Below are 21,615 nucleotides of genomic sequence, written 5' to 3' on the forward strand. Positions count from 1 at the left end.
AAGATACAATACTATAATCATAGTTAATTATACCTTAAATAACAAGGAAAAATGAAGTATTATTTGCTAGTTTTGATAAAAATTGAATAACTATCTTTATAATTTTTGAAATTTTAATTTTTACAGCTTTATATTATTTTTAATGAATGATTTTCATATCTAAAAAGGTGAGACAGATACCGCTCTGCCTCACCTTTCATCCCTTATTATCCTCCCGCCATCAGCGGAAAATCTGCGTTAATCGCTCTCTAGTATTAAACAAAAATAAGCCATAATAAAAATGTGAAAACAAAGGAGACAATCCCCTGTAATAAAGTTGCCATCGTTTGTGCTTTATAAGCTTGTGTAACAGTCATGCCACTGAACTCTTTCACAACCCAGAAATAGCTGTCATTTACATGGGAAACCATCATCGCTCCAGAACCAATCGCCATCACAACTAACGCTAGCGGTATGGCACCATCAATGCCCAGTTCAAGAAGGAGTGGTGCTACTAAAGTAGACGTAATAACTAAAGCTGCGGTTGATGATCCTTGTGCAGATTTTAAAGCTGCAGCAATGAAGAATGGAATAAACAGGAACAGTGCTCCTGTAAAAAATGCATTGTCTCCGAATCTTTGAATATAATCAGCAACGGGCGTCGTGCTTATTACTGTTCCGAAAGCCCCGCCAGCCCCGGTAATTAATAGAATAGGGGCAGCTTCTTTCAAGCCGATCCCAATCCATTCTGAGAGTGTTTCTTCATCATATTTTGGTAAAAGTAAAAAAGCAAATAGTACACCGATTAGCAAAGCTGCTACTGGAGAACCAAGGAACTCAAAAATTTCAAAGAAAGTTCCAGTCCAGCCAGCAAATGCAATAACAGAACTAAATCCAATTAAAAGGATTGGAACAACAATCGGTGTAAAGGATTTAACCGCGGAAGGCATCTCCCCAAATTCCTTTATAATTGCATCATAATCATAGGCTGATTCCTTATTGTCTTCTCCCTCGACTTTCATTTTTGCACCGACTTTAACAGCCCATATATAACCTGTAATAACTGCTGGAATAGAAACGAGCAAGCCAACTAAAATGATAGTCCCCAAATACATTTCAGCACCGATATTACCTGCCGCTGCAATCGGTCCTGGAGTTGGTGGAACTAATGTATGCGTCGCAAATAAACCTGTTGCTAAAGCCACTGCCATTGATGCAACTGCTACCTTAGCTTTTTTTGCTAAAGCTTTTTTCAATGAAGATAAAATGACGTAGCCCGAATCACAAAATACAGGGATACTTACAATAGCACCAATTAAACTCATTGCCATTTGAGGACGTTTTTCCCCCACTATTCGTAAGACAACCTCTGCCATACGAAGCGCAGCTCCTGATTTTTCTAAAATAACACCAATAATCGTACCAAATACAATAACCAGCCCGATACTGCCCATTAAACCTCCAAATCCACCATTTACTGCTTCTACGACTTCAGCTAACGGCAGTCCAGCAATAATCCCAATACCAAAAGCAGCAATTAATAGAGAAAGAAACGGGTGCAGTTTTAACTTAACTGTAGAAAAAACAATAAAAATAACACCAGCAATAATTAATAAAATGAGAGCAAACCCCTCCATAATAATTCCCTCCTTCATTTTTATAGATTTAATTCATACTATGTTTTGTCCTGTAGTTTCATACTGCGCTTTCCTTATTACCTTTCTGCGAACATGGCAATGATATTGCTGATTACAAAGAAATTCAGAATAAGGAAACATAGGAAAAGAGATTAAATCATTTATTAAGGCAAATAAATTTATTATGAAGTGCATTGGTATTTCACTATTTCTACCAGCGACATATGATTATAATTTAAATTAATTGAAAACGAAGGGAATAATTCTGTGAAGGGGGAAAGAATTGCTTTGATAACAAGAGGTATTCATTGCAGCTATAAAAGTGATAAGAACTTATTTTATGCAAACGGTTCATTATATCATGTGACAGTATATACTCAGAAATCGCAGGCAAGTGCATAGCTGCCTCGATTGCTATACAACTGCCTGTGATTTTCCTAAAAAACCCTATCTAACATCCATTCTATGAATAGATAAGAAAATAGTTATTCCATATCTCCTTCCCCACCATATCCAACAATCAACTCAATCGCTGTCGGCACCTGCTTCATATCCCAAACAGGCACAATCCATGGAGGAGTATTAACCTTCTCATCAAAATCCTTTCTTACAGAAACCTCCGGATTTTGAAGCCAAATCGAATGCATCCCAACTCTATTAGCTCCAATGATATCCGTATCCCATGTATTACCTACCATAATAGCTTCATGAGGCTTGATTTCCAGTGCATCCAATACGTTATGATATACGATGCCATCCGGTTTTTCCGGAATAGCAGGATCCAGCTCTGATTTCGTCGCATAGACATATTCAAATCTATCTAAAATATTTAATCTTTTTAATAGATTTCGAACAACGTCGCTGTCACTGGTTGCTGTATTGCTGAGAATCGCATGCTTTAAACCCATATTATTTATGGATTCCAGCACTTCCAATACATGTTCCCTTAATTTTATTTCCGGATATTCTGTAAGCGGCTTTTCATCCATTCTCCCGTTTGGCGGGGTTGTTAATGTTTCTCCCAAATCCCATATGATGTGAGATACCATCCAATTCATCCTTTCCTTTTTATTTAAGCTTCATCCTTCTATTAATTCATGTACAGTATATCGTGAAAATATCATCTTTCCTAATCATTAGAAGAGGATGCTTTCAAATAAAATTCTCCAAACTCCCCTTCGAAATCACCCTCCCTGCACCAAAACATGCTATGATTAGCTAAACAATCAACATCGAAGGCTTTTATGAGAAAACCAATGGAGGTGCAACAATGAGCTTAGACTATACCAATTCCATTCCGCTTCATGTCCAATTAAAGCAAAAAATAGAGCAAAATATTTATAATGACCGTTATACATATAAAATCCCCAGCGAACGAGAATTAATGGGCGAATATTACGTCAGCAGAAGTACTGTCAGACAAAGCATCCAGCAGCTTGTTTTGGAAGGCATCTTAATGAAAAAGCCGGGAAAAGGAACCTTCGTTGCGGTAAGCACCATTAATGACTGGCTTGGAAGTCTCAGCAGTACCTCTGAAAATATGGAGAAGATGGGAATGACTCCAGGAGCAAAACTGATTACATCCCAAGAAATTGAATTATTCGGAAGGTTAAAAGAAGTTACCGGACTGGAAAAAGCCCATCATTTTAAAAGAATAAGATTCGCCAATGATATTCCTATGGGGATCGAAAGGCACTATTACCCCGTTTCGTTAGGAAAGAAATTAGCACAATTCAACCTGGATCAGGAAGCATTCTATGAGCTGCTGGAAAGGGAGTTAAAAGTCAAAACCTTTCAAGCAGAGCAGGAAATCAGAGCGGGCATTTCCATGGCAAGTGATTCGGAGTTATTGCACATTCCGGAGGGATCAAGCATCATGATTGCGGAAAGAAAAATTACTGATAAAAACGGCGGTTTTGTCGAATTTGAGAGAGCTTTTTATCGGGCAGATATGTATTCCTTCAAAATAAAATTGTCGAGAAATAGCAAATAAAGAAATTATCCTCTCCTTTGCGTTAACTGGTACGGACATTCTAACCATCTTGAGAAGACGATGTTATATCGTATAAAATATGGGGTATACCTATGTATATTAGCAAAATTGGCATTCACCAATCTGTTGGCTGAATGCCTTCGTTGCCTTTATACAGATAGCAGGGTTTTATACGTTTTAGTCTGTCAAAAACAGACAATTTTTTCAAAATAACACTGTCTATCATTCAGAAAAAATTCATACCATTCCATTACTGAAGGAGTTTAACTTTATGAAAGAAGTGAAAAAGAGAGAGACACTGACCAAAACACTCAAGCCTCATTGGGTCTGGGCGATCGCGTTAGGATCAGCCATTGGCTGGGGAGCCTTCGTGCAGCCAATCAATTGGATGTCCACCGCCGGGCCGCTTGGGGTAATTATCGGCTTCTTTATCGGTGCATTGCTTATGATTCTGATTGCTGTCAGCTATGGGTTCCTGATTAAAAGCTTTCCCGTTTCCGGGGGAGAATTCGCTTATGCCTATGTCAGTCTCGGCAGGACACATGCTTTTATTTCCGGATGGTTTTTAACCTTAGGGTATATCTGCATCGTGGCGCTGAATGCATCTGCATTTGCTTTGATGATTAAATTTATCTTTCCAAGATTGATTGAAAATATCCCGCTTTATCAAATTGCCGGCTGGGATGTTTATTTAACCGAGATTTTTGTAGCAGCTATTTTACTCGCTTTATTCGGATTTTTTAATATTAGAGGAACAACTCTGTCAGGAAGCATGCAATTTGTTTTTTGTATCGTTATGATTGCAGCCATTTTTATTCTGCTGCTTCTCGTCGGTATCCAGCCAAGTGCAGGATTTTCTAATATCACACCAATGTTCCCGCCAGAGACAACAGCAATCGCTGCGATTATTTCCATTGTTGCCATTGCACCGTGGGCTTATGTCGGCTTTGACAATGTTCCGCAAGCTGCAGAGGAATTTGATTTCCCATCCCATAAAGCATTTCGTTTAATCGTCTTTGCTATTTTAGCTGCAGCTGCATTATACAGTTTAATGATTATAGCAACCTCCATGGTTCGCCCTTGGGAAGGCGTTGTTGAGGAAAATCATATCTGGGGAACCGGATATATTGTTGAAGAGCTGCTCGGACCTTTAGGGTTAGCCATCCTTGCAGTCGCATTGGCGATGGGAATTTTTACTGGATTGAACGGCTTTATCATCTCATCCAGCCGCCTATTGTTCGCTATGTCCCGGGCAAAGATTATTCCGGAAGGCTTCTCCAAGCTTCATCCAAAATATAACACGCCCTACTGGGGCATCATTTTCGCAGTAATTGTTGCGATGCTGTCACCATGGTTCGGAAGAGAAGCATTGATGTGGGTAGTAGACATGTCCTCCATCGGTGTAACCATTGCTTATTTTTATACATGCTATGCAGCTTCTACCTTATTTAAAATGAAAAAGGATCACACCTTTAACGAGAAAAAACATATTGAAGCACCCCGGAAGAAAATTATTGCCATCCTAGGGATGATTGCCAGCATTATCTTCCTTGGACTGCTGCTGATTCCAGGCTCGCCGGCATTCTTAGGGGTAGAGTCCAGAATTGCTTTAGTTGCGTGGATTATTTTGGGGATTATCTTTTACTTGATTAAGCGTAAAGATTTCAAGAAGATTCCGGAGAAAGAATTGAACTATTATATTCTTGGGAAGGAAGAAATTGAGATTGAGAAGGATGAGTAAATAGATAGGAACGGAAAAAAGATTTTCAAATCATGAAGGTTTGAAAATCCTTTTTCCGTTCTTGTGTGATTAATTAAATTATTTACTTCTATATTATACTAAGAATGGATCAACACCGATGTTATCGATTTGTATCGGTGACAGATGCGTACTCCGGCATATACCTAGAGACAAATCATGAAATACAGCATCTTCAGCAGAATAAAATACCTTGTTTTTTATATCAGCTTTTCCCAGTTCTATTGCTTGATCTAACTTTCCTACAAAGCTTCAGATGGAGCGGAAATCTGGTAATTCTTTGCCATACGGGTAGCACTCTCTGCTTCAATATATCCCCATACGTCATCAAGCGTTGGATGAGAGGTTGCTTTTAAGATACTCTTAATATCATTCGGGCTGAGATTCGGATTAGCTTCCAGCATAAGAGCAATAATCCCTGCACAAATTGGTGTTGCCATGGAGGTACCTGACAATTGAATATAACTTTCATCGATAACCATCTCTGGTAATTCCGATTCAATTGCCGAACCTGAAGCCAGCAAAGAAATAATGTTGGTGCCAGGGGCATAAACATCCGGTTTAACGAGCGTATCAATCGTAGGGCCTCTGCTAGAATACTCTGCAATTACGTCATCCGCACGCTCTAATGTGTTCTGATCATCTGTCGAACCTACTGTAATAATAAATGGATCGATTGCTGGTGTACTGATAGTTGCTGGACTAGGTCCGCTATTTCCAGCAGCAGCAACTACAACTATTCCTTCATGCCACGCAGCTTGAGCAGCTAGCGATAAAGGATCGTCCCGGAATGATTCATACGCCGGAGCCCCAAGCGAAAGCGAGATAATCTGGATATTATGCGCTTCTTTATGGTCGATACACCATTCCAATCCTTCAATTATGGTGGATAACCTTCCGCTTCCTTGTTCATCTAAAACCTTTATTCCAATGATAGAAGCTTCTGGTGCAGGGCCTGTATACTTTCCATTGGAGGCACTTCCATTTCCTGCAGCATCACCGGCGCAATGTGTCCCATGTCCATTATCATCATACGGATCACTTTCCCCATTTATAAAATCTTGAAAAGCTATAATTCGATTCGCAGGGCTAGTCAAGTCTTCATGCGGGTAAATACCTGTATCGATTATTGCCATCGTAACGCCTTTTCCAGTTAATCCAAGCTGTTCTCTTACTTTGGCAGCGCCTGTTTGCTCACTGGCAATATCCAAAAAGGAGGTTACAATCCGATCGTAAAAAATCCGATCTACTGCTTCATGGTCTTTAATTTGTTTGATTCTATCCGGTGTTAGATGTCCTTTTATAGCATTTATACTGTGGAGTTCTCTTCCTAGTTTATTATGGGAGTCAACGTTGCATACTTTTAAGAGGTCGTCTTTTTTTCCTTGCTCACAATTCTTTCTCAAATAAACGATAATGGGGATTTCATTGTTGTTGGTTTCTTGATTAGTTACTTTCCGAGAATTTCGTAATTGTTCCACTAAGCCAGGGTCAAGTTTACGTCCGGCATCTTCGAACCATACTTTTTTCCGATTGCTCATCTTACTCCTCCTCGTAAAATATTTATTTTGCATACATAGATTACCACTGAAAAATATAGAAAACAATCGGACAGGTTTACTATTTTTAGAAGATTTTAAATAAATATACAGTAGTTTTGGTGGAAACTACCATTTAAATTTGTTAAAACAAAACGGATTTATTGTCTAACATCGACTGTATATCATCTTTTTCTAAAATAACAGGATAACAAATACCAGTCCCCGATATTGAGAACTGGTATCCTTTTATGAAGTAGCCTTTTTCGTCTTTGTACCTGTTTTGGCAGTAGTCGTTTTCTTCTTGGCAGTCGTTTTCTTTTTCGGCTTCGTTGTTTTAGGATTATCACTTTTAGCACGATCCAACGATTCCTGCAATGCATCCATTAAATTAACCACATTATCCGGCTTTTCTTTGGTGTCTTTACCAATTTCAACTTCTTCATTGTTTTTCTTGGCTTCGATTAATTCCATGAGTGCTGTTCGATAATTATCTTTATATTTTTTTGGTTCAAACTCAGTGGTCAATTGTTCTATAAGAAGCTTGGCAGTATCCAGCTCTTTTTTACCAACTGATTCTTGACTAGGAACATTGGGTACATCTCCAACTTCCCGAACCTCATCCGGGTAATGTATTGTTTCAACTACTATCGCAGTTTTATACACTCTGATTACAGCAAGCTGTTCTTTAGAGCGTATCATCATTTTTGCAATTCCAATCTTACCAGTATCTGTTAGCGCTTCTCTCAGCAATGCATATGCTTTTGAGCCGCCCTCACTAGGTGATAGGTAATAGCTCTTCTCAAAATAAACAGGATCAATTTCTTCCAATTGAACAAAATCAACAATCTCTACAGCTTTGTCTTCTTGCTCTTTCTTTAGTGCTTCTAATTCTTCGTCATCCAATACAACAAATTTATTTTTTGCGTATTCATACGCTTTTACAATATCCTCACTTTTTACATCTTCATCGCAATTTGGACAAGTCTTTTCATATTTAATAGGCGTCTTACATTTCTTATGCAACTGCCGCAGTTTTATATCCTTATTTTCAGTAGCGGCATGCATTTTGACAGGGATATTGACCAGACCAAAACTGATTGTTCCTTTCCACATCGTATGCATTCCGTTCACTCCTTTTTGATTTATTTTGCTGATTTGTATGTTTTTTATACAAAGATATGAGGCATCCTATTTAAAAAGAGGTGATTATATATGGACTGGATGAAACCAATAGAAAGAACAGATATACCAGAGGGGGATGAATGGTTGTATGAGGTTAAATATGATGGGTTTCGCTGTGAACTAAGCTGGACTGATAAAAATATTATTTTAACTAGTAAGAATAACCTGAATATCTCTAATAAGTTTCCTGAAATTATTAACTGGTGCAATGATAATTACGATTACTTTAATAGCAAATTACCACTAAAAATAGATGGCGAACTTGTCATATTAAATCATCGCTACCAAGCTAATTTTGCAAAAATCCAAGCACGTGGCAGGACGAAAAGCATTGACCGTATAAAAAAACAGGCAAGTAATAGACCTGCAGCATTGATGGCATTTGACATCAAGGAAATAAGAGGCAAGAATCTTACCAACAATAATTTATCTTTACGGAAAGAAATTCTTCATCAATTATTAGAGCCGGTTTCCGATAATGAAGTTTTAAAATGTGTAGAAATATTTTCTTCTGTTAAAGAAATCCAGAAAGTCATTTCAGCATCAAAGTGCGAAGGTATTGTTGCAAAACGAAAAGACAGCACTTATCAAAAAGGTAAATACCATCATGATTGGTTTAAGATTAAAAGTTGGAGAGTGATTCAAGGCATTTTAACAGAGTATAACCCAAGTAATGGTTATTTTGCTGTAAACGTATTAGATAACGATAATTTAATACGTATCGGTACATGTAAACATGGCTTATCTAAAGAATCGTCTGAAACAGTACAAAAACTTTTTAAAGAGCAAGGGAAATTAGTCGAGGGTAGTTATCATCTACCTCCTGCAATAGCCAGCATGATCAATACACTGGATTTATATAAGGGAGAGTTGAGAGAACCTAATTTTAAGAGTATTAACCCCAACACTTCATATACTGAATGCACATTGGATAAATTACAGTTAGACATGGCTCAAATTCCAATCGAGACTTCTAACACGGATAAATACTTATGGCCAGATGTTTTTAAAAAGAAAGACCTCTTAGTTTATATCAGAGAAATATCACCTTGGATGCTTCCATTTTTAAAACAACGCGCTTTAACAATTATTCGCTGTCCCGATGGGATAAAAGAAAAATCGTTCTTTCAAAAAAGTATACCGAATTATGCACCGGACTTTTTATCATTTGATGCTACTGATGATTTAATTGTATGCAATCAGTTAGAAAGTTTAGTTTGGTTAGCAAATCATGGTTCCCTCGAATACCATGTTCCTTTTCAACGAATTGGACAAGTGACACCCTTGGAAATTGTATTTGATCTTGACCCGCCTGACAGAGAGAACTTTGTTTTAGCAGTAAAAGCAGCCAAGCTATTAAAGCAGATATTAGATGATTTAAATCTTGTATCTTTCGTGAAAACATCTGGAAACAAAGGGCTACAAATATATATTCCTATTCGAGAGGGGAGCATGACATACGACGAGACAAGTTTTTTTACTGAGGCTGTAGCAAAAACATTAGAAAGAGCATTTCCAAACGATTTTACGACAGAGCGATTAAAGAAAAAAAGAAAAGGACGTTTGTACATCGACTATATTCAACACGGTCAAGATAAAACATTGATTGCTCCTTATTCGCCAAGGATGACAAAAGAGGGTACAGTTTCTATGCCTTTATATTGGAATGAAGTCTATAAAGGATTAGAACCAACAGCCTTTACAATTGGAAATGCAGTAGAACGTCTACAAGAGATCGGATGTCCCTTCGCTGGATATTTCGAAACGGGTAGCAAACAAAAGTTAGATAAAGTGTTGAAAATGGTTAAAAATTAAAAGCCTATTTCTGATTCCATTCTAACGCTATTTACATTATCTGTTATAAGTAACAATCACCATTGCAGCGTTACGGACATAAAATGGTCCATGGGATATTTGGCAACTCCTTTGATAGATAGTAACATAAAATTAGATGCCCGATTTGCATAACGGGCGTCTTTTTTGTTTTCTTATCATATTTATACATTTGAATCCTTAGTAGAAGAATGAAGAGCATTACTAGGAGAAATAAAATAGCCTGACACTGTCAAAGAACTGGTGACAGGCTATTGCCTAAATTTATATTTTCCCCAAAAATCCCTTTTGCATTATTACTGGATAGTTACATCTCATTTTTATAGTATTTTATTTCATTTCTTTTTTGAGAAAGAATAAATTTTCATATCTCTTAATACTCAGAGCATAAGGCTCCACATCGTTTGTTTTCTTTTTACCTTTCTTTCTAATACTTAAAACTCGCTCCACGTTGCTGCTGTAAATATTTCACAAAAAAATTCCGACGCAATGATTCAACTTCATCAGTCATGATCATAATAGAACGCAAGCTTCTTATCCAACAGATACGGCCGCAAATAAGCAACCATACTGCATAAAGGTAATACATCCTCGCTTAATTGGATGCCAAGCGTCTCTTTTATATATGCTTTTCTTTTCATCATCCGCTCCCAAAGTGCCGGATAATGATCTCTAATCTCCTTCTTTAACGCGTCGTCCGCGATGGCTACCGTACTTTCCGCTGAAACACCGTCGTATCCAGCAACACGCGGGATAATATCTGTTTGAAAAATCATTCCGCTTTTGATAACTTCCTCTGAATGCTCATAGATTGGCGAAGCTAACCACTCTTCATCCGCCGTCAGATGCCCTGGACATAGTCCCCAGTGATATTCTTCCTGCGGCAAGACTTGATTCATCAGCTTATACATCTCCCCGCCAGGCATTCCAACTTGGATATTCTCCAGCCAAGCTGTAATTGCAGTATAGTACGGAGCTGCCAGTTCCTCTATATAATGCTTTTTACTCTCCGGTAAATCCTCGCTGTTCTTGACAGCATATCCTGCTCTGCTCGAGAGCCCGCCTTTATATCCTACGGTTAAAGAGATGGCATCCCCTAACGTCACCTTTTTAGAAGTTGGATACAAATTACCGTTTTCAAACCGTTTACCAGTTGAAGCAATCGTTACGACATTATTTTTTTGACCATAAGCATGGAGTTCATTACCTAATTCCATTTCAGAAATGCCAACCTCCAGCTTGTCTATCGCACGCAAGACACAATCTGCTGCCAGGGACGCCCCAAATTCATAATGAGCCATTTCATTCGCATTATTCACCCTGCGCACGCCGCGATCCCCGCCAATGAAGATATCTGTGTGGTTGGTGATAGAACCTTCCTCCCCGACCATTTCCCGAACCGTATCTACAATAAAAGAAGGAGCATCAAATAAAGTCCGGTTATCCTCTACCTGGCTGGTAAAATGCTTCCATCCAGCCATGCCAATTTTCATTGCATCCTTGATTCCGGCTTCCTGAAGAATACTTAAAATCGTACTGTGAGGCTCCATCGGCTGATTAGGCAAGGAAAAATGCGGACAATGAATTCCTTTTGCTGGAATTCTCGAATATTGCACTTTATTATAGTTTTCATTTCCCAAGACCAGAAAAGCATCTCCATTAGCATGCAGAACGAATAAAGCCTCTTCAAATCTGGGAATAAAACCAACTAAATATTCAAAGTTCCCGCCATGTTCCACATCCGCGTAAACCAGCAGCGCATCCAATCCATCGTGACGCATCTCTTCTAATACCTTTTCTCTTCGTTGCTCCATCGTTGTATCATCCAGCAATATTGGAGTCCCTGTGCAATCTGGAGCGGGAGCATCCATTTCTATTAATTGTGCATTTTTAGAATTATATTGTTTTTCCATTTAACTTGCCTCCAATGTATGCATGTTTTTATTTGATTGGGTTTATTAATCAGAGGAACATGCATTTATTCTAATCCTGTGCATTACCTTGTTTCTGAGCAATGTGTACTATCATTCTTGCGCTTTCTAAATGTCATCAATAGGAAACATGGGACGCATAATGCGCTTGAATGGAAGTTTTGCTGTGTCCTGCAGCGTCGCCCCTTGCGTTAATGACATGATATTTAATTTCCCCTCTTTTTTTAATTCTGGGAAAATATATCCCTGTTTAACAATGATAATATCATAGTCTCTATAATCGAGACCAGCCGCATGAAACTGCTCAATTTCAACAAACGGATGGTTATTTCCTGAAACAACGATATCTATCGGTTTATCCTTGACGCTGATGGTTATACAATCACCAAAGTTCCCCTCTCTCACATAAGCATAGCCGGCTAAATATCCCTTCGCTTTAATAACAACATCTAAATTTACATTTGCGGATAATTCGTCTATATCCATTCCCAAAGAAATGCTTGTTTCCTCTCCCGCTTCATAGCTTTTCAGCTTATCTAAGGTTTCTGCGTCATGAATACTTGCAAATAAAAACCGTTTGTTATGACCTTCATCAAGATGTAATACCTGACGTAAAATAAAGGTATTGCTCCCTACCGATCCCGATGTTACATTATCTCCTGAATCCGTAATGAACACTGGCTTTCCTTCGCACGCTAATGCCATTTTCATTGCTTCCTCCGGCTGTGCAGTTAAGCCAGTATAATGGAATTCATAACGTTTATTCCATACATATTCCGCCAACTGATCCGCAATTTGATCTGCATATTCCTGATCAGCCTCTGTTGAAGGAATAACAACAATTCCACACCCTGCAACATCACAGTCATGACGAATATACCCAACATGCCAGGAACAGCTTAATATTCTTGAATCCGCTTCTAATTCATCCATATATTGATTAATCGATTTTACTGGTTCATCTGCGGAGACGCTTTGTTCTCCGCCTAAAATCATTGATAATTTACGATATACTGGGGTAATATTTTGACGTTGCTCCAACAAATCAACGAGCTTTTCACAAATAAATTCAATTGTTTCTTTAATATCTGTATGTGGAGATTCGCGATAACTGCGAATCAGTGTGGTACTTTCTACATACGCTTTAGACAGGTTACCATGCGGATCACTTACTACCGCAATTGGCAAATAAGGGCCTGTCAGCTTGCGAATCATCTTCATAATATGATGATCCCCAGATCCGCCTTCCAAATCTTCTACTTCACTCGCCCCGTGTAAATGAAGAAAAATCCCATCAATTTCATGAATATGCTTTTTAATATCTTCCAAGATTCTCTTTTCAATATAATCAAATGCCGTTTTTTCTAAAACGCCGCCAGCTGATGCATCGGCATAAATGGAAGGAATTATCTCCACACCTTTTTTAGCAAACACATCTTTACATTTCATTTCCCGAATGCAATCCTCTCCAAATAAGAGATCAAAATCCTCTAAATTACTTTTATACGGAATATTGGCATTCGATTCAAGAATAAATCGTGCGATCAAAACTTTCATCGATTTCACCTCATCAACTTTTTTTAAGAAATATATCCGTTCCTTCCAGCCTTTCAAGGCCCGGATATATTCAGTAAATCTTTTTATCTCCAATGAAAAATCTTTATTTTATTCAGCCTTCTCTGTTGATTTCGTTCTTGAAATAATAATCCTGCAGGAAATATAGGAGACAACCACCCCAACAATTCCTACGATTGCCGCTAAAAATAAATTCCCTAATCCTCCTTGATTATCAATGAAGAACATCGCAGTAAATAACCCTGGGGTTCCACCCATAATATAGCTTTTCAATCCAAATATACCAGCAACCAAACCAGCACTTGCAGCTCCAATTGCAGTGCCTATTAATATTTTAGGCCGCGTAATCAAAGCACCATAGAAAGCGGGTTCTGTAACCCCGCAAAGTGCGGTTACACCAGAAGAAACAATCATACCCTTCTTCGCTTTATCATTTTTTATGGAAGTAGCTGCTGCTAAAGCACTTCCGCCAATGCACAGGTTGGAGATGAACCCCATAACCATAATGGCAGGGTCATATCCAATCGTTGCAACACTGTTAAACCCGATTGGCATAATCGCTTTATCTAATCCAAATATAACCATATAAGGATAAGCCACAGCGAATACCGGCATCGCCAGTCCGCCGATTGTGCTCATTAACGTTGTAATCCCTGAACCCACATAGTCACTTAAAAGGGTTCCGATAGGTCCTAACACGATTAATGTTATTGGTACAACAATAATCATCGTTAATAGCGGTTTCAAAAAATAGATGACGATTTCAGGAATAACCTTCTTAAAGAATTTGTCCACGAAATACATAAGCCCAACACCAAGCATAACTGGTAATACGCTGGTGCTATAGTCCACCGCTGGAATTCCGATTCCTAAAAAACTTAGCCCTTCTTGACCGCTAATATTCGAGCTGACAAGCAACGCTCCCAATACTGCTCCCAAAATAGGTTCCATTTTTAAACGTCTCGCCATTGTAAATCCTAGATAAACTGGTAAGAAGGTAAATGCTGCATTGAAAATAGCATCGATAATGACTGCAGTGCCAGATTCCATGTCTAAACCAAAATAGTTGATTAATAGATTTTTAACGGCAAGAATGATTCCGCCAGCAATCAGTGCTGGAACAATAGGCATAAATACAGCAGCCATAAAATTACCAAATTTATTTAAATAGTTCATAAAACTCATTTTTTGCAGTTCTTCCGCTTCTTTTGCAGAGCCTGCTTCGTTATTTTGCCCCTCTTTCCACCCCGACACCTCTAAAAAATCGTTGTATGCTTCATTAACATTAGGTCCGATGATAATCTGCACTTGGCCGGCTTTCTTAATGACACCTAACGTATTTTCAATCCCTTTTAATGCTTCCTCGTTTATCAGTTTCTCGTTATTATAATGTAAACGAAGTCTAGTGGCGCAGTGTTCAACATAATTTAAGTTATCCACGCCGCCAACGTGCTCCAATACTTGTTTTGACATCTCAACATATTTCATTTTTTATTCCCTCCATTTCTGCCTGCTTATTAATAAAACAAAATTTCACTCAGCGGGAGTTTTACGGACGATTCTCCGAGATAAATCCAACAATGTGGTACTAAAACAAAATTTGAGTTCTATTGACGTCTGAACAAATTAATATGTTAACATTTTCACAATCAAACCTTTTATAAATAAAATCGATTCTTCTGGGTGTGCAGCTATTTTAGGTTAAGATGGGAATTCGACAGCGGAGCAGCCAAACCCATAACATCGATTCCCTTGTTTACTTTTACCTGTCTATAAAATACCGCTTACATAGTTAAGCACATCTAAGTCGGCTTTATAATCACCATGCGATTTATCAAGGACAACAATTTTATTTCTGTTATTTTCATTTATTTCACTATATAGACTATACCATTCCGTTTGGAAAAGAGCTTAAGCGGACACGAATCATCACACTAGAAACAAATGGACAGGTTTTACCCCTTCACTTTCATGCCCGCCAAACTCTATTTCTTTCCATCATCCATCAGCAAACAAATAACTGTTTTTAGATATCTCTGTTTTCCGCAATTAGATTTTTATACCAATAGTAGCTTGCTTTCGGTATCCGCTTCGTATCATTCTCAAAATCGATCCGGACAAGCCCATATCTTTTTTCATAGCCATTGATCCAGCTGTATAAATCCATCGTGGACCACATATAGTAACCCTGTACATTCACGCCTTCCTCGCGTGCTTTTAACATGTAATGAATAAAATCTCCACATAGCTCGATTCGGTTATCATCATTTACATATCCATTCTCATCAGGTGTTTCATATTGTCCGTGTCCATTTTCCGCAATATATACTAAAATATCCCCGTACTTTTCTTTGATTTCCATCAAAGCATTATACATACATTTAGGATAAACTTCTCTTCCCCAGAGGTTTCTTTTAACATGAGGATCAAAGGAGCTTTCAAAGACATGTTTAATGCGTATCCCTTCTTTTGAATTAGATCCTTTCCCTCTGTTATTATGGAACACTTCTGTTTCACCTTCAGAATAATCGGTTACATATTGACGGTTATAGACGTTCAAGCCAATATAATCTACTTTACCTTTCGCAAAATCAGGAACGTCCTCTTGATAGACGAAGCTTGGGTCAACTCCCCAATCCTGAAGCACTTCACCTAACTCTTCTGGAAGCTTCCCAAATACACTTGTATCCAGAACCATGCGATTATAAAAGACGTCCGCTCTTAACCTTACTGCATCTTTTTCTTTTGTTGCAGGATCCAATTCAACATTCCCGTTATCATGAACAATACCGATTCGGCCATCCATGCCTAATTTCCGGTAAGTATCAACGGCCTTAGCACTGCCTAACATCAGATTGTAGAGAACATTCCAGAAACGATTAAAATCCAGCTTGTAGTTTGGCGGGTAGTTACCGACCACATAACTGCAATAAGCATAATACCTTGGTTCATTTACCGTAGACCAAATCTTCACCCGATCTCCGAAATTTTCAAAACAAACTTTCGCGTACGCATCAAAAGCATCGATAATTTCTCTATTTTCCCAACCGCCAATTTGAGACAATTCATATGGCAAATCATAGTGAAACAACGTCGCATTCGGAGTAATCCCTTTTTCCAGACAATAATCAATGACATGATTATAAAAATCAATTCCTTTTTGATTTACTTCGCCAACACCTTGTGGAATAATTCTCGCCCATGAGATAGAAAATCGATAGGTGTTTTGGTTACCCGCTGCCATCAGGTCGATATCTTCTTTATATTTGTGGTAAAAATCAGAAGCGATATCCCCATCTACCTGATTAATATTTAAAGAACTGTTGTGGTTAAAGACATCCCATTCACCCAGACCTTTTCCATCTTCATCCCAGGCTCCTTCACATTGATATGCTGCTGTAGCAGAACCCCATAGAAACTTGTCATGTACTTGATTCATTTAAATACCTCCCTGCAATAATGATGAATAACCTTCATCTAAATCCAATGTTAGCACTTTCAAAAAAACGGAGTAGTTCAGAATTTGAACCATTGTAAAATTGCCATGGTTACCGATATGGAAAACAAAAAGCCCGCTCCATAGAGCAAGGCTTTGACATGATATCCTTTTTATCCAGCAATTTAAACAAGCTGTAAATGTGCTAAACGGATTTACAAAGTTATTTTTATGAAGGCTTATGAAAACAAACAGCATAGTCATGTATACAATGACAAATACTGCATCGATAATAAATCAAGAAGATAAGTAATTCCGTACTTTCCATAAATCCCTAAATAATCAGCTGAGAAACCATCCTTGCTAATATAAAAAGTTTTATCATAGCTATTCTTCAATTTCTCCGCTTTATTTCCCGTTATTAGAAATTTATGTCCTTTTAAACTCTGAACAAATTCTAATGACAGCTCCGCAAATTTACCAGATGCAGAGATGGTAATAATGACATCTTCTTCATGAAGTAATTTCAGAATTTCATTCGTGGTGAATGAGCCAGAAATAACATGAATCACTTTCGAGGCAAACATCAATTCTTGTTGAAATCTTAATGCATTTCCACTCGTATTGTTTGCGCACAGAATCACTACATTTACATCCTGATTGATTAACTCACAAAGATAATTGATATCCTCGTCTGTTATTTGTTCGTCAATGTCAGTAATCATTTCATCAACTAGATTTTTTATATGGATGCGATAGTCAGGCTCTGCTTTTATATCCCGATGTCTTAAATCACTGGGAAAAACCAGCTTGGAAATGGAGTTTTTCAATGCACTGAAATTATCATATCCTAACCTTAAACAAAACCTTCTCACGGCAGATCTGGATGTAAAACATTCCTCCGTCATTTCCCATATGCTGACGGAAGAAATACGATATAAGTTATTCAAAATAAAATGAGCCAATGTATAATCGGTGTTTTCTGGATTTTCTGAGTTAATGATGAAAGACAAGGAATTTAATAAACCTAAATTATTTATTTTCATTTTTACTCACCGTCACTTACCATATAATAATGTTGCTGATTTTGTTATTGAAAATAACATACTGGAGTTTAATATAGTTATTAACGTACCCAAAGAAGGAGCTTGAGTGAAAACTTCTCTTGTTCATAAAAAGAAGATTTGGGCCCATTAATTATTGGTAAAAAACTCTGTTTAGGATATGTTTTTATTTCTATAAATTCTATTATACGGTGTGGAATCCGAAATTTGAAAATAAAAAGAGATTTTGTGATTAAATTTAAAACCACATGAATGATTATATTGGATTTCTGTTTCGATTTTCGTAGTGTAGTGGAGGGAATTCAGCCTACAATGTTGTCAGGTTAATGCAACCGCTGCGGAAAAACACTACGCTTTCCATGGGCTTGCGCTCAGCCTAACCTCTTATCGTAGTAGTTTTTAATTGCCAAAAACGATGGAAAATAACGTATCAGAAACAGCACTTAATTAAGAGGTTGAGAAATGAAAAACTGTTCAAACAGTGGAACGCAAAAAAGCGCAGTCTGTTCAAGCATAGACAAACTGCCAAAATAAGACTGCTAAATGGGGAGTATATGATAAATAAAAGAATCTATTTGGTTGTCCTAAAGTTAACAGCTGTATAAGCATACAATTTCTGCTTATACAGCTGTTAACGAAATAAAAAAGCCAGATGTACCTTTTTAATTACTTTCATGAAAGAACCTGAAATGCTTCATTTCAAACTTTTTCTTTTCATAGCAATCCCATCTTTTTTATAAAGACCTTGATTAATGCTTATTATCAGCAAATCATCCTTCTCTCTGCACTTTTTCTTCTTCATCTTCACTGGAAACTCCTCCGCGCATGGAAATATAAGCTGTTCCAATCGAGAACAGGACAATAATACCCGCAACAATTGCATTGTAATTAACAGTAGATTGTTCTATTACAATACCTCCAATAAACGATCCAAATGCAATCCCAAAATGAAGAGACGAATTATTTATGCTCTGCTGAATATCTGATGTTTCTGGAGATGTCTCAATCAGATAACTTTGCATAGACGGAGACATTGCCCAGCTCATTGCTCCCCAAATCACCATCACTGCTATAAATAAAATATAAGAGAATGTCGTGTGGGGAATGCTAAAAATAGTCAAGCTAAATACGACCGCTACAATAAAAATGCTTTTCCTTGTTCCAATCCAATCTCCCATTATACCGCCTAGCCCACCGCCTGCAACAGCAGCAATTCCAAATATTAAGTAAGCAATACTGACCATTGTTTCTCCGAATCCTGCTGCCTCTTTTAAAAATGGAGTAAAATAAGCATATAAAACGGTATGCCCGCCCAAGAAGAGAAATGTTGTTGCTTGGGCAAAGAAAATCTTTCTATTCTTTAACGTTTCCAATTGCTTACGGAGCGGGAGGAACGGTTTCGGTTCTACTTTTTTCATAAAAAAGTATACCCCTGCTATGGACAGCACTGTCAGAAAAATAATCAGGAGAAACGGCGCTCTCCAACTAAAAGTATTTCCCAGCAGTAATCCTATAGGCAGACCTAATACAATCGATCCACTGATTCCCATAGAGACAATCCCCAATGCTCTACTGCGGTATTTAACCTCTACAATGCTTGGGGCAAGAATCAGACACAAGTTAATAAGAAGAGATGCACTGACAGCAGATATAATTCTTCCTAAAAGAAGAACCATATAAGAGGAAGAAATAGCAGTGACAATATTTCCAATCAAAAACATGAATAAAAATAATAACGTCAATTTTTTCCGTTCCATTTTTGCAGTTAAAACCAATAGAACTGGACCTAAAATTCCCAAGATTAACGAATAAATCGTTATCAGGAAACCAACTTTTCCAAGACTGACTTGTAAATCTACTGCTATTAAATCTATTATTCCTCCGATAATAAGCTCAACTAACCCCACTACAAACGAGACAATCATTAAAATATATATGCGCTTATCCATAAACCGCACCTTTCTTCATATATCCCGTACCATTATTAATTGATAGTCAGCCATTAAACATGCTGGCGATTAATAGCTGACTTTTCATTATCGATGTTTAATTAATCTGTACGCTCTTCCCCTGTCTCCATTTTGGCCATACTCTCAGCCTCTCTTTTGGAAAGTTGGCGATCATACGCCTTCACAAATGGATAGTATATAATTGCATCTAAAACCATTAATAAAAGGACCAGGACAAATGCTTTCCAATCCAATGTTGAAAAGAAAGCCCCTATAAAAGGCGGCATTTGCCAGGATAACATCGAAAAAGTTTTACCTACCAGCCCGATGGACATTAAAATATAACTAATCGTAGCATTCAGTGTTGATGTCAATAAAAATGGAATCAGGAACATCGGATTCAACATTAAAGGAATACCAAATATTAATGGCTCCGAGATGTTGAATAATGCAGGTACGAAACCAACTTTCCCGACATTCTTTAATTGTTTTGAGTTAGCTACAAATATTAATAAAATCGCTAATCCAATAACAGACCCAGCACCGCCAATGGCTGTGAAATACGTCCAAAATGAAGTAGTAAATACATGCGGCAATTGTTCTCCTGCCATTTGAGCGGCTGCGTTGATTGATAAATTCCCATCACGGATTGGTCCCATTACTCCCCCAAGCGCAGCATCATGAATACCGAAGAACCAAAATACATGCGTTAAGACAGTAATAAAAATAACAAAAGCTAAACTATCTGCCGATTGGAAGGTTGGAGATAATAAATCAAACATTCCCTGTGCCAGGTTTGTACCAAAAGAGTGAAAAACAGCATAAACAATGGTATATCCTGCGATGATAATGATACCAGGAATCAAAGAAGCAAATACATCGCTTAAACTGGCCGGAACACTTGGAGGCATTTTGATTTTACCAAATTCCTTTTGCTGCATAATTCGATATAACTCTGTAGTCCCAATGGCTATTAGAATGGCAGGCAACAGCCCTTTCCCATCAATAAAACTGAATTCTAATGTTTTAGAATCAAATCCCAATTCTTGCGGCTGTGTCACAAGTAAGAAAAAACCCATCAGTGAAAATAAAATTGGAATAAAAGAATTTACTTTATAGAAGCGGCATAAAAAGTGCGTAATTCCAATACAAACATACAAACCCATGGCACCCAGTGTAAATGCAAATACCCAGTTCAATATATCTGCATTATTTAATGCAAAGCTTTCCCATGCAAGTAAAAAACCATTTGTTGTCTCCTCTGTTACAGGAGGAGAGCTTATAATTGCTACAAGCCCTCCTGCTAATGTAATAGGTAACAGACTGATAAAGGCATCACGAATTGCGGCAAGGTGACGCTGCTGTCCGAATTTATTAGCAATCGGCATCACTTTATTTTCCATCAGCGCCGTTACCGAGTTGAATTTACTCATGGCTATTTCGCTCCTTCGTAAAACTGGAATGTGTCGTTCAGTATTCCTTCCGCATCCATGATGCCATATTTTGATAAATCAATTGTTATTGCCGGGATTCCAGCATTCGCTTGTATTTCGTTTAATTGAAATCGAATTTGCGGTCCGACCAAAATAACATCCACATTTTCTAATTTATCCTGATATTCACTTACTCCCACTGCCCGTACTTTTGCTTCTCCATTTGATGCATCTTCCATTTTACGTGCCAATATTCCTGATGACATCCCCGCATTACAAACAATTAATATGTTTAACATTGTA

15 protein-coding genes are annotated in these 21,615 nt (G+C 37.8%); 3 read left to right on the forward strand and 12 right to left on the reverse strand.

Annotation, left to right across the window (positions count from 1 at the left end):
- Nucleotides 1–254: 254 nt before the first annotated feature.
- Together MKY65_RS19975 and MKY65_RS19980 are read right to left on the reverse strand one after the other, a co-directional pair.
- Nucleotides 255–1,616 (reverse strand): GntP family permease, encoded by a 1,362-nt coding sequence (locus MKY65_RS19975; protein ID WP_339179974.1) that lies wholly within the window; start codon nt 1,614–1,616, stop codon nt 255–257.
- A 485-nt stretch (nt 1,617–2,101) separates the two neighbouring features.
- A complete protein-coding gene (locus MKY65_RS19980) occupies nt 2,102–2,665 on the reverse strand; it encodes an HAD hydrolase-like protein (RefSeq protein ID WP_339179975.1) in 564 nt (187 codons plus the stop codon).
- Between the two features lie 221 nt (nt 2,666–2,886).
- On the opposite strand from MKY65_RS19980, the gene MKY65_RS19985 reads away from it, so the two are divergent.
- On the forward strand, nt 2,887–3,609 hold the full coding sequence (locus MKY65_RS19985; RefSeq protein ID WP_339179977.1) for a GntR family transcriptional regulator: 723 nt from the start codon (nt 2,887–2,889) through the stop codon (nt 3,607–3,609).
- Between the two features lie 280 nt (nt 3,610–3,889).
- The gene (locus tag MKY65_RS19990) at nt 3,890–5,350 is read left to right on the forward strand and encodes an APC family permease (protein WP_212928990.1); all 1,461 of its coding nucleotides are present in this window, start codon (nt 3,890–3,892) and stop codon (nt 5,348–5,350) included.
- A 260-nt stretch (nt 5,351–5,610) separates the two neighbouring features.
- On the opposite strand, the gene MKY65_RS19995 is transcribed toward MKY65_RS19990, so the two are convergent.
- Nucleotides 5,611–6,909 (reverse strand): S8 family peptidase, encoded by a 1,299-nt coding sequence (locus MKY65_RS19995; RefSeq protein ID WP_339179978.1) that lies wholly within the window; start codon nt 6,907–6,909, stop codon nt 5,611–5,613.
- 246 nt (nt 6,910–7,155) lie between these two features.
- A complete protein-coding gene (locus MKY65_RS20000; protein ID WP_339179979.1) occupies nt 7,156–8,031 on the reverse strand; it encodes a Ku protein in 876 nt (291 codons plus the stop codon).
- 90 nt (nt 8,032–8,121) lie between these two features.
- On the opposite strand from MKY65_RS20000, the gene MKY65_RS20005 reads away from it, so the two are divergent.
- The gene (locus MKY65_RS20005; protein WP_339179980.1) at nt 8,122–9,906 is read left to right on the forward strand and encodes a DNA ligase D; all 1,785 of its coding nucleotides are present in this window, start codon (nt 8,122–8,124) and stop codon (nt 9,904–9,906) included.
- Between the two features lie 521 nt (nt 9,907–10,427).
- On the opposite strand, the gene MKY65_RS20010 is transcribed toward MKY65_RS20005, so the two are convergent.
- The 8 genes from MKY65_RS20010 to MKY65_RS20045 all read right to left on the reverse strand — a co-directional run bounded on the left by MKY65_RS20010 (nt 10,428) and on the right by MKY65_RS20045 (nt 21,611).
- Entirely contained in the window at nt 10,428–11,837 is a 1,410-nt protein-coding gene (locus MKY65_RS20010; protein ID WP_339179982.1) for an aminopeptidase P family protein, read from the reverse strand.
- Nucleotides 11,838–11,963: 126 nt separating this feature from the next.
- Entirely contained in the window at nt 11,964–13,412 is a 1,449-nt protein-coding gene (locus tag MKY65_RS20015) for a M81 family metallopeptidase (protein ID WP_339179985.1), read from the reverse strand.
- A gap of 108 nt (nt 13,413–13,520) precedes the next feature.
- Complete coding sequence (locus MKY65_RS20020) at nt 13,521–14,918, reverse strand: PTS transporter subunit EIIC (protein WP_339179987.1); 1,398 nt, start codon at nt 14,916–14,918, stop codon at nt 13,521–13,523.
- 538 nt (nt 14,919–15,456) lie between these two features.
- Nucleotides 15,457–16,869: a glycoside hydrolase family 1 protein gene (locus MKY65_RS20025; RefSeq protein ID WP_339179989.1), complete on the reverse strand. Its 1,413-nt coding sequence runs from the start codon at nt 16,867–16,869 to the stop codon at nt 15,457–15,459.
- A gap of 257 nt (nt 16,870–17,126) precedes the next feature.
- Entirely contained in the window at nt 17,127–17,912 is a 786-nt protein-coding gene (locus tag MKY65_RS20030) for a hypothetical protein (RefSeq protein WP_339179992.1), read from the reverse strand.
- Nucleotides 17,913–18,700: 788 nt separating this feature from the next.
- Nucleotides 18,701–19,879: an MFS transporter gene (locus MKY65_RS20035; protein WP_339179996.1), complete on the reverse strand. Its 1,179-nt coding sequence runs from the start codon at nt 19,877–19,879 to the stop codon at nt 18,701–18,703.
- Nucleotides 19,880–19,980: 101 nt separating this feature from the next.
- Nucleotides 19,981–21,312 (reverse strand): PTS transporter subunit EIIC, encoded by a 1,332-nt coding sequence (locus MKY65_RS20040; protein WP_339179998.1) that lies wholly within the window; start codon nt 21,310–21,312, stop codon nt 19,981–19,983.
- 2 nt (nt 21,313–21,314) lie between these two features.
- Nucleotides 21,315–21,611, reverse strand: coding sequence for a PTS sugar transporter subunit IIB (locus tag MKY65_RS20045; protein WP_339180000.1), 297 nt, complete (start codon nt 21,609–21,611; stop codon nt 21,315–21,317).
- Nucleotides 21,612–21,615 lie beyond the last annotated feature (4 nt).

It is taken from the genome of Oceanobacillus sp. FSL W7-1293 (assembly GCF_037969815.1).
Lineage (GTDB): Bacteria > Bacillota > Bacilli > Bacillales > Amphibacillaceae > Oceanobacillus > Oceanobacillus oncorhynchi.

Excerpts from the sequence above, each read along its gene's own strand:
- MKY65_RS20040 (WP_339179998.1), bottom strand. The coding sequence starts at position 21,312 with ATGAGTAAATTCAACTCGGTAACGGCGCTGATGGAAAATAAAGTGATG.
- MKY65_RS19975 (WP_339179974.1), bottom strand. The coding sequence starts at position 1,616 with ATGGAGGGGTTTGCTCTCATTTTATTAATTATTGCTGGTGTTATTTTT.
- MKY65_RS20000 (WP_339179979.1), bottom strand. The coding sequence starts at position 8,031 with ATGCATACGATGTGGAAAGGAACAATCAGTTTTGGTCTGGTCAATATC.
- MKY65_RS19980 (WP_339179975.1), bottom strand. The coding sequence starts at position 2,665 with ATGGTATCTCACATCATATGGGATTTGGGAGAAACATTAACAACCCCG.
- MKY65_RS20045 (WP_339180000.1), bottom strand. The coding sequence starts at position 21,611 with ATGTTAAACATATTAATTGTTTGTAATGCGGGGATGTCATCAGGAATA.
- MKY65_RS20035 (WP_339179996.1), bottom strand. The coding sequence starts at position 19,879 with ATGGATAAGCGCATATATATTTTAATGATTGTCTCGTTTGTAGTGGGG.
- MKY65_RS20020 (WP_339179987.1), bottom strand. The coding sequence starts at position 14,918 with ATGAAATATGTTGAGATGTCAAAACAAGTATTGGAGCACGTTGGCGGC.
- MKY65_RS19995 (WP_339179978.1), bottom strand. The coding sequence starts at position 6,909 with ATGAGCAATCGGAAAAAAGTATGGTTCGAAGATGCCGGACGTAAACTT.
- MKY65_RS20025 (WP_339179989.1), bottom strand. The coding sequence starts at position 16,869 with ATGAATCAAGTACATGACAAGTTTCTATGGGGTTCTGCTACAGCAGCA.
- MKY65_RS20015 (WP_339179985.1), bottom strand. The coding sequence starts at position 13,412 with ATGAAAGTTTTGATCGCACGATTTATTCTTGAATCGAATGCCAATATT.
- MKY65_RS20005 (WP_339179980.1), top strand. The coding sequence starts at position 8,122 with ATGGACTGGATGAAACCAATAGAAAGAACAGATATACCAGAGGGGGAT.
- MKY65_RS19985 (WP_339179977.1), top strand. The coding sequence starts at position 2,887 with ATGAGCTTAGACTATACCAATTCCATTCCGCTTCATGTCCAATTAAAG.
- MKY65_RS20030 (WP_339179992.1), bottom strand. The coding sequence starts at position 17,912 with ATGAAAATAAATAATTTAGGTTTATTAAATTCCTTGTCTTTCATCATT.
- MKY65_RS20010 (WP_339179982.1), bottom strand. The coding sequence starts at position 11,837 with ATGGAAAAACAATATAATTCTAAAAATGCACAATTAATAGAAATGGAT.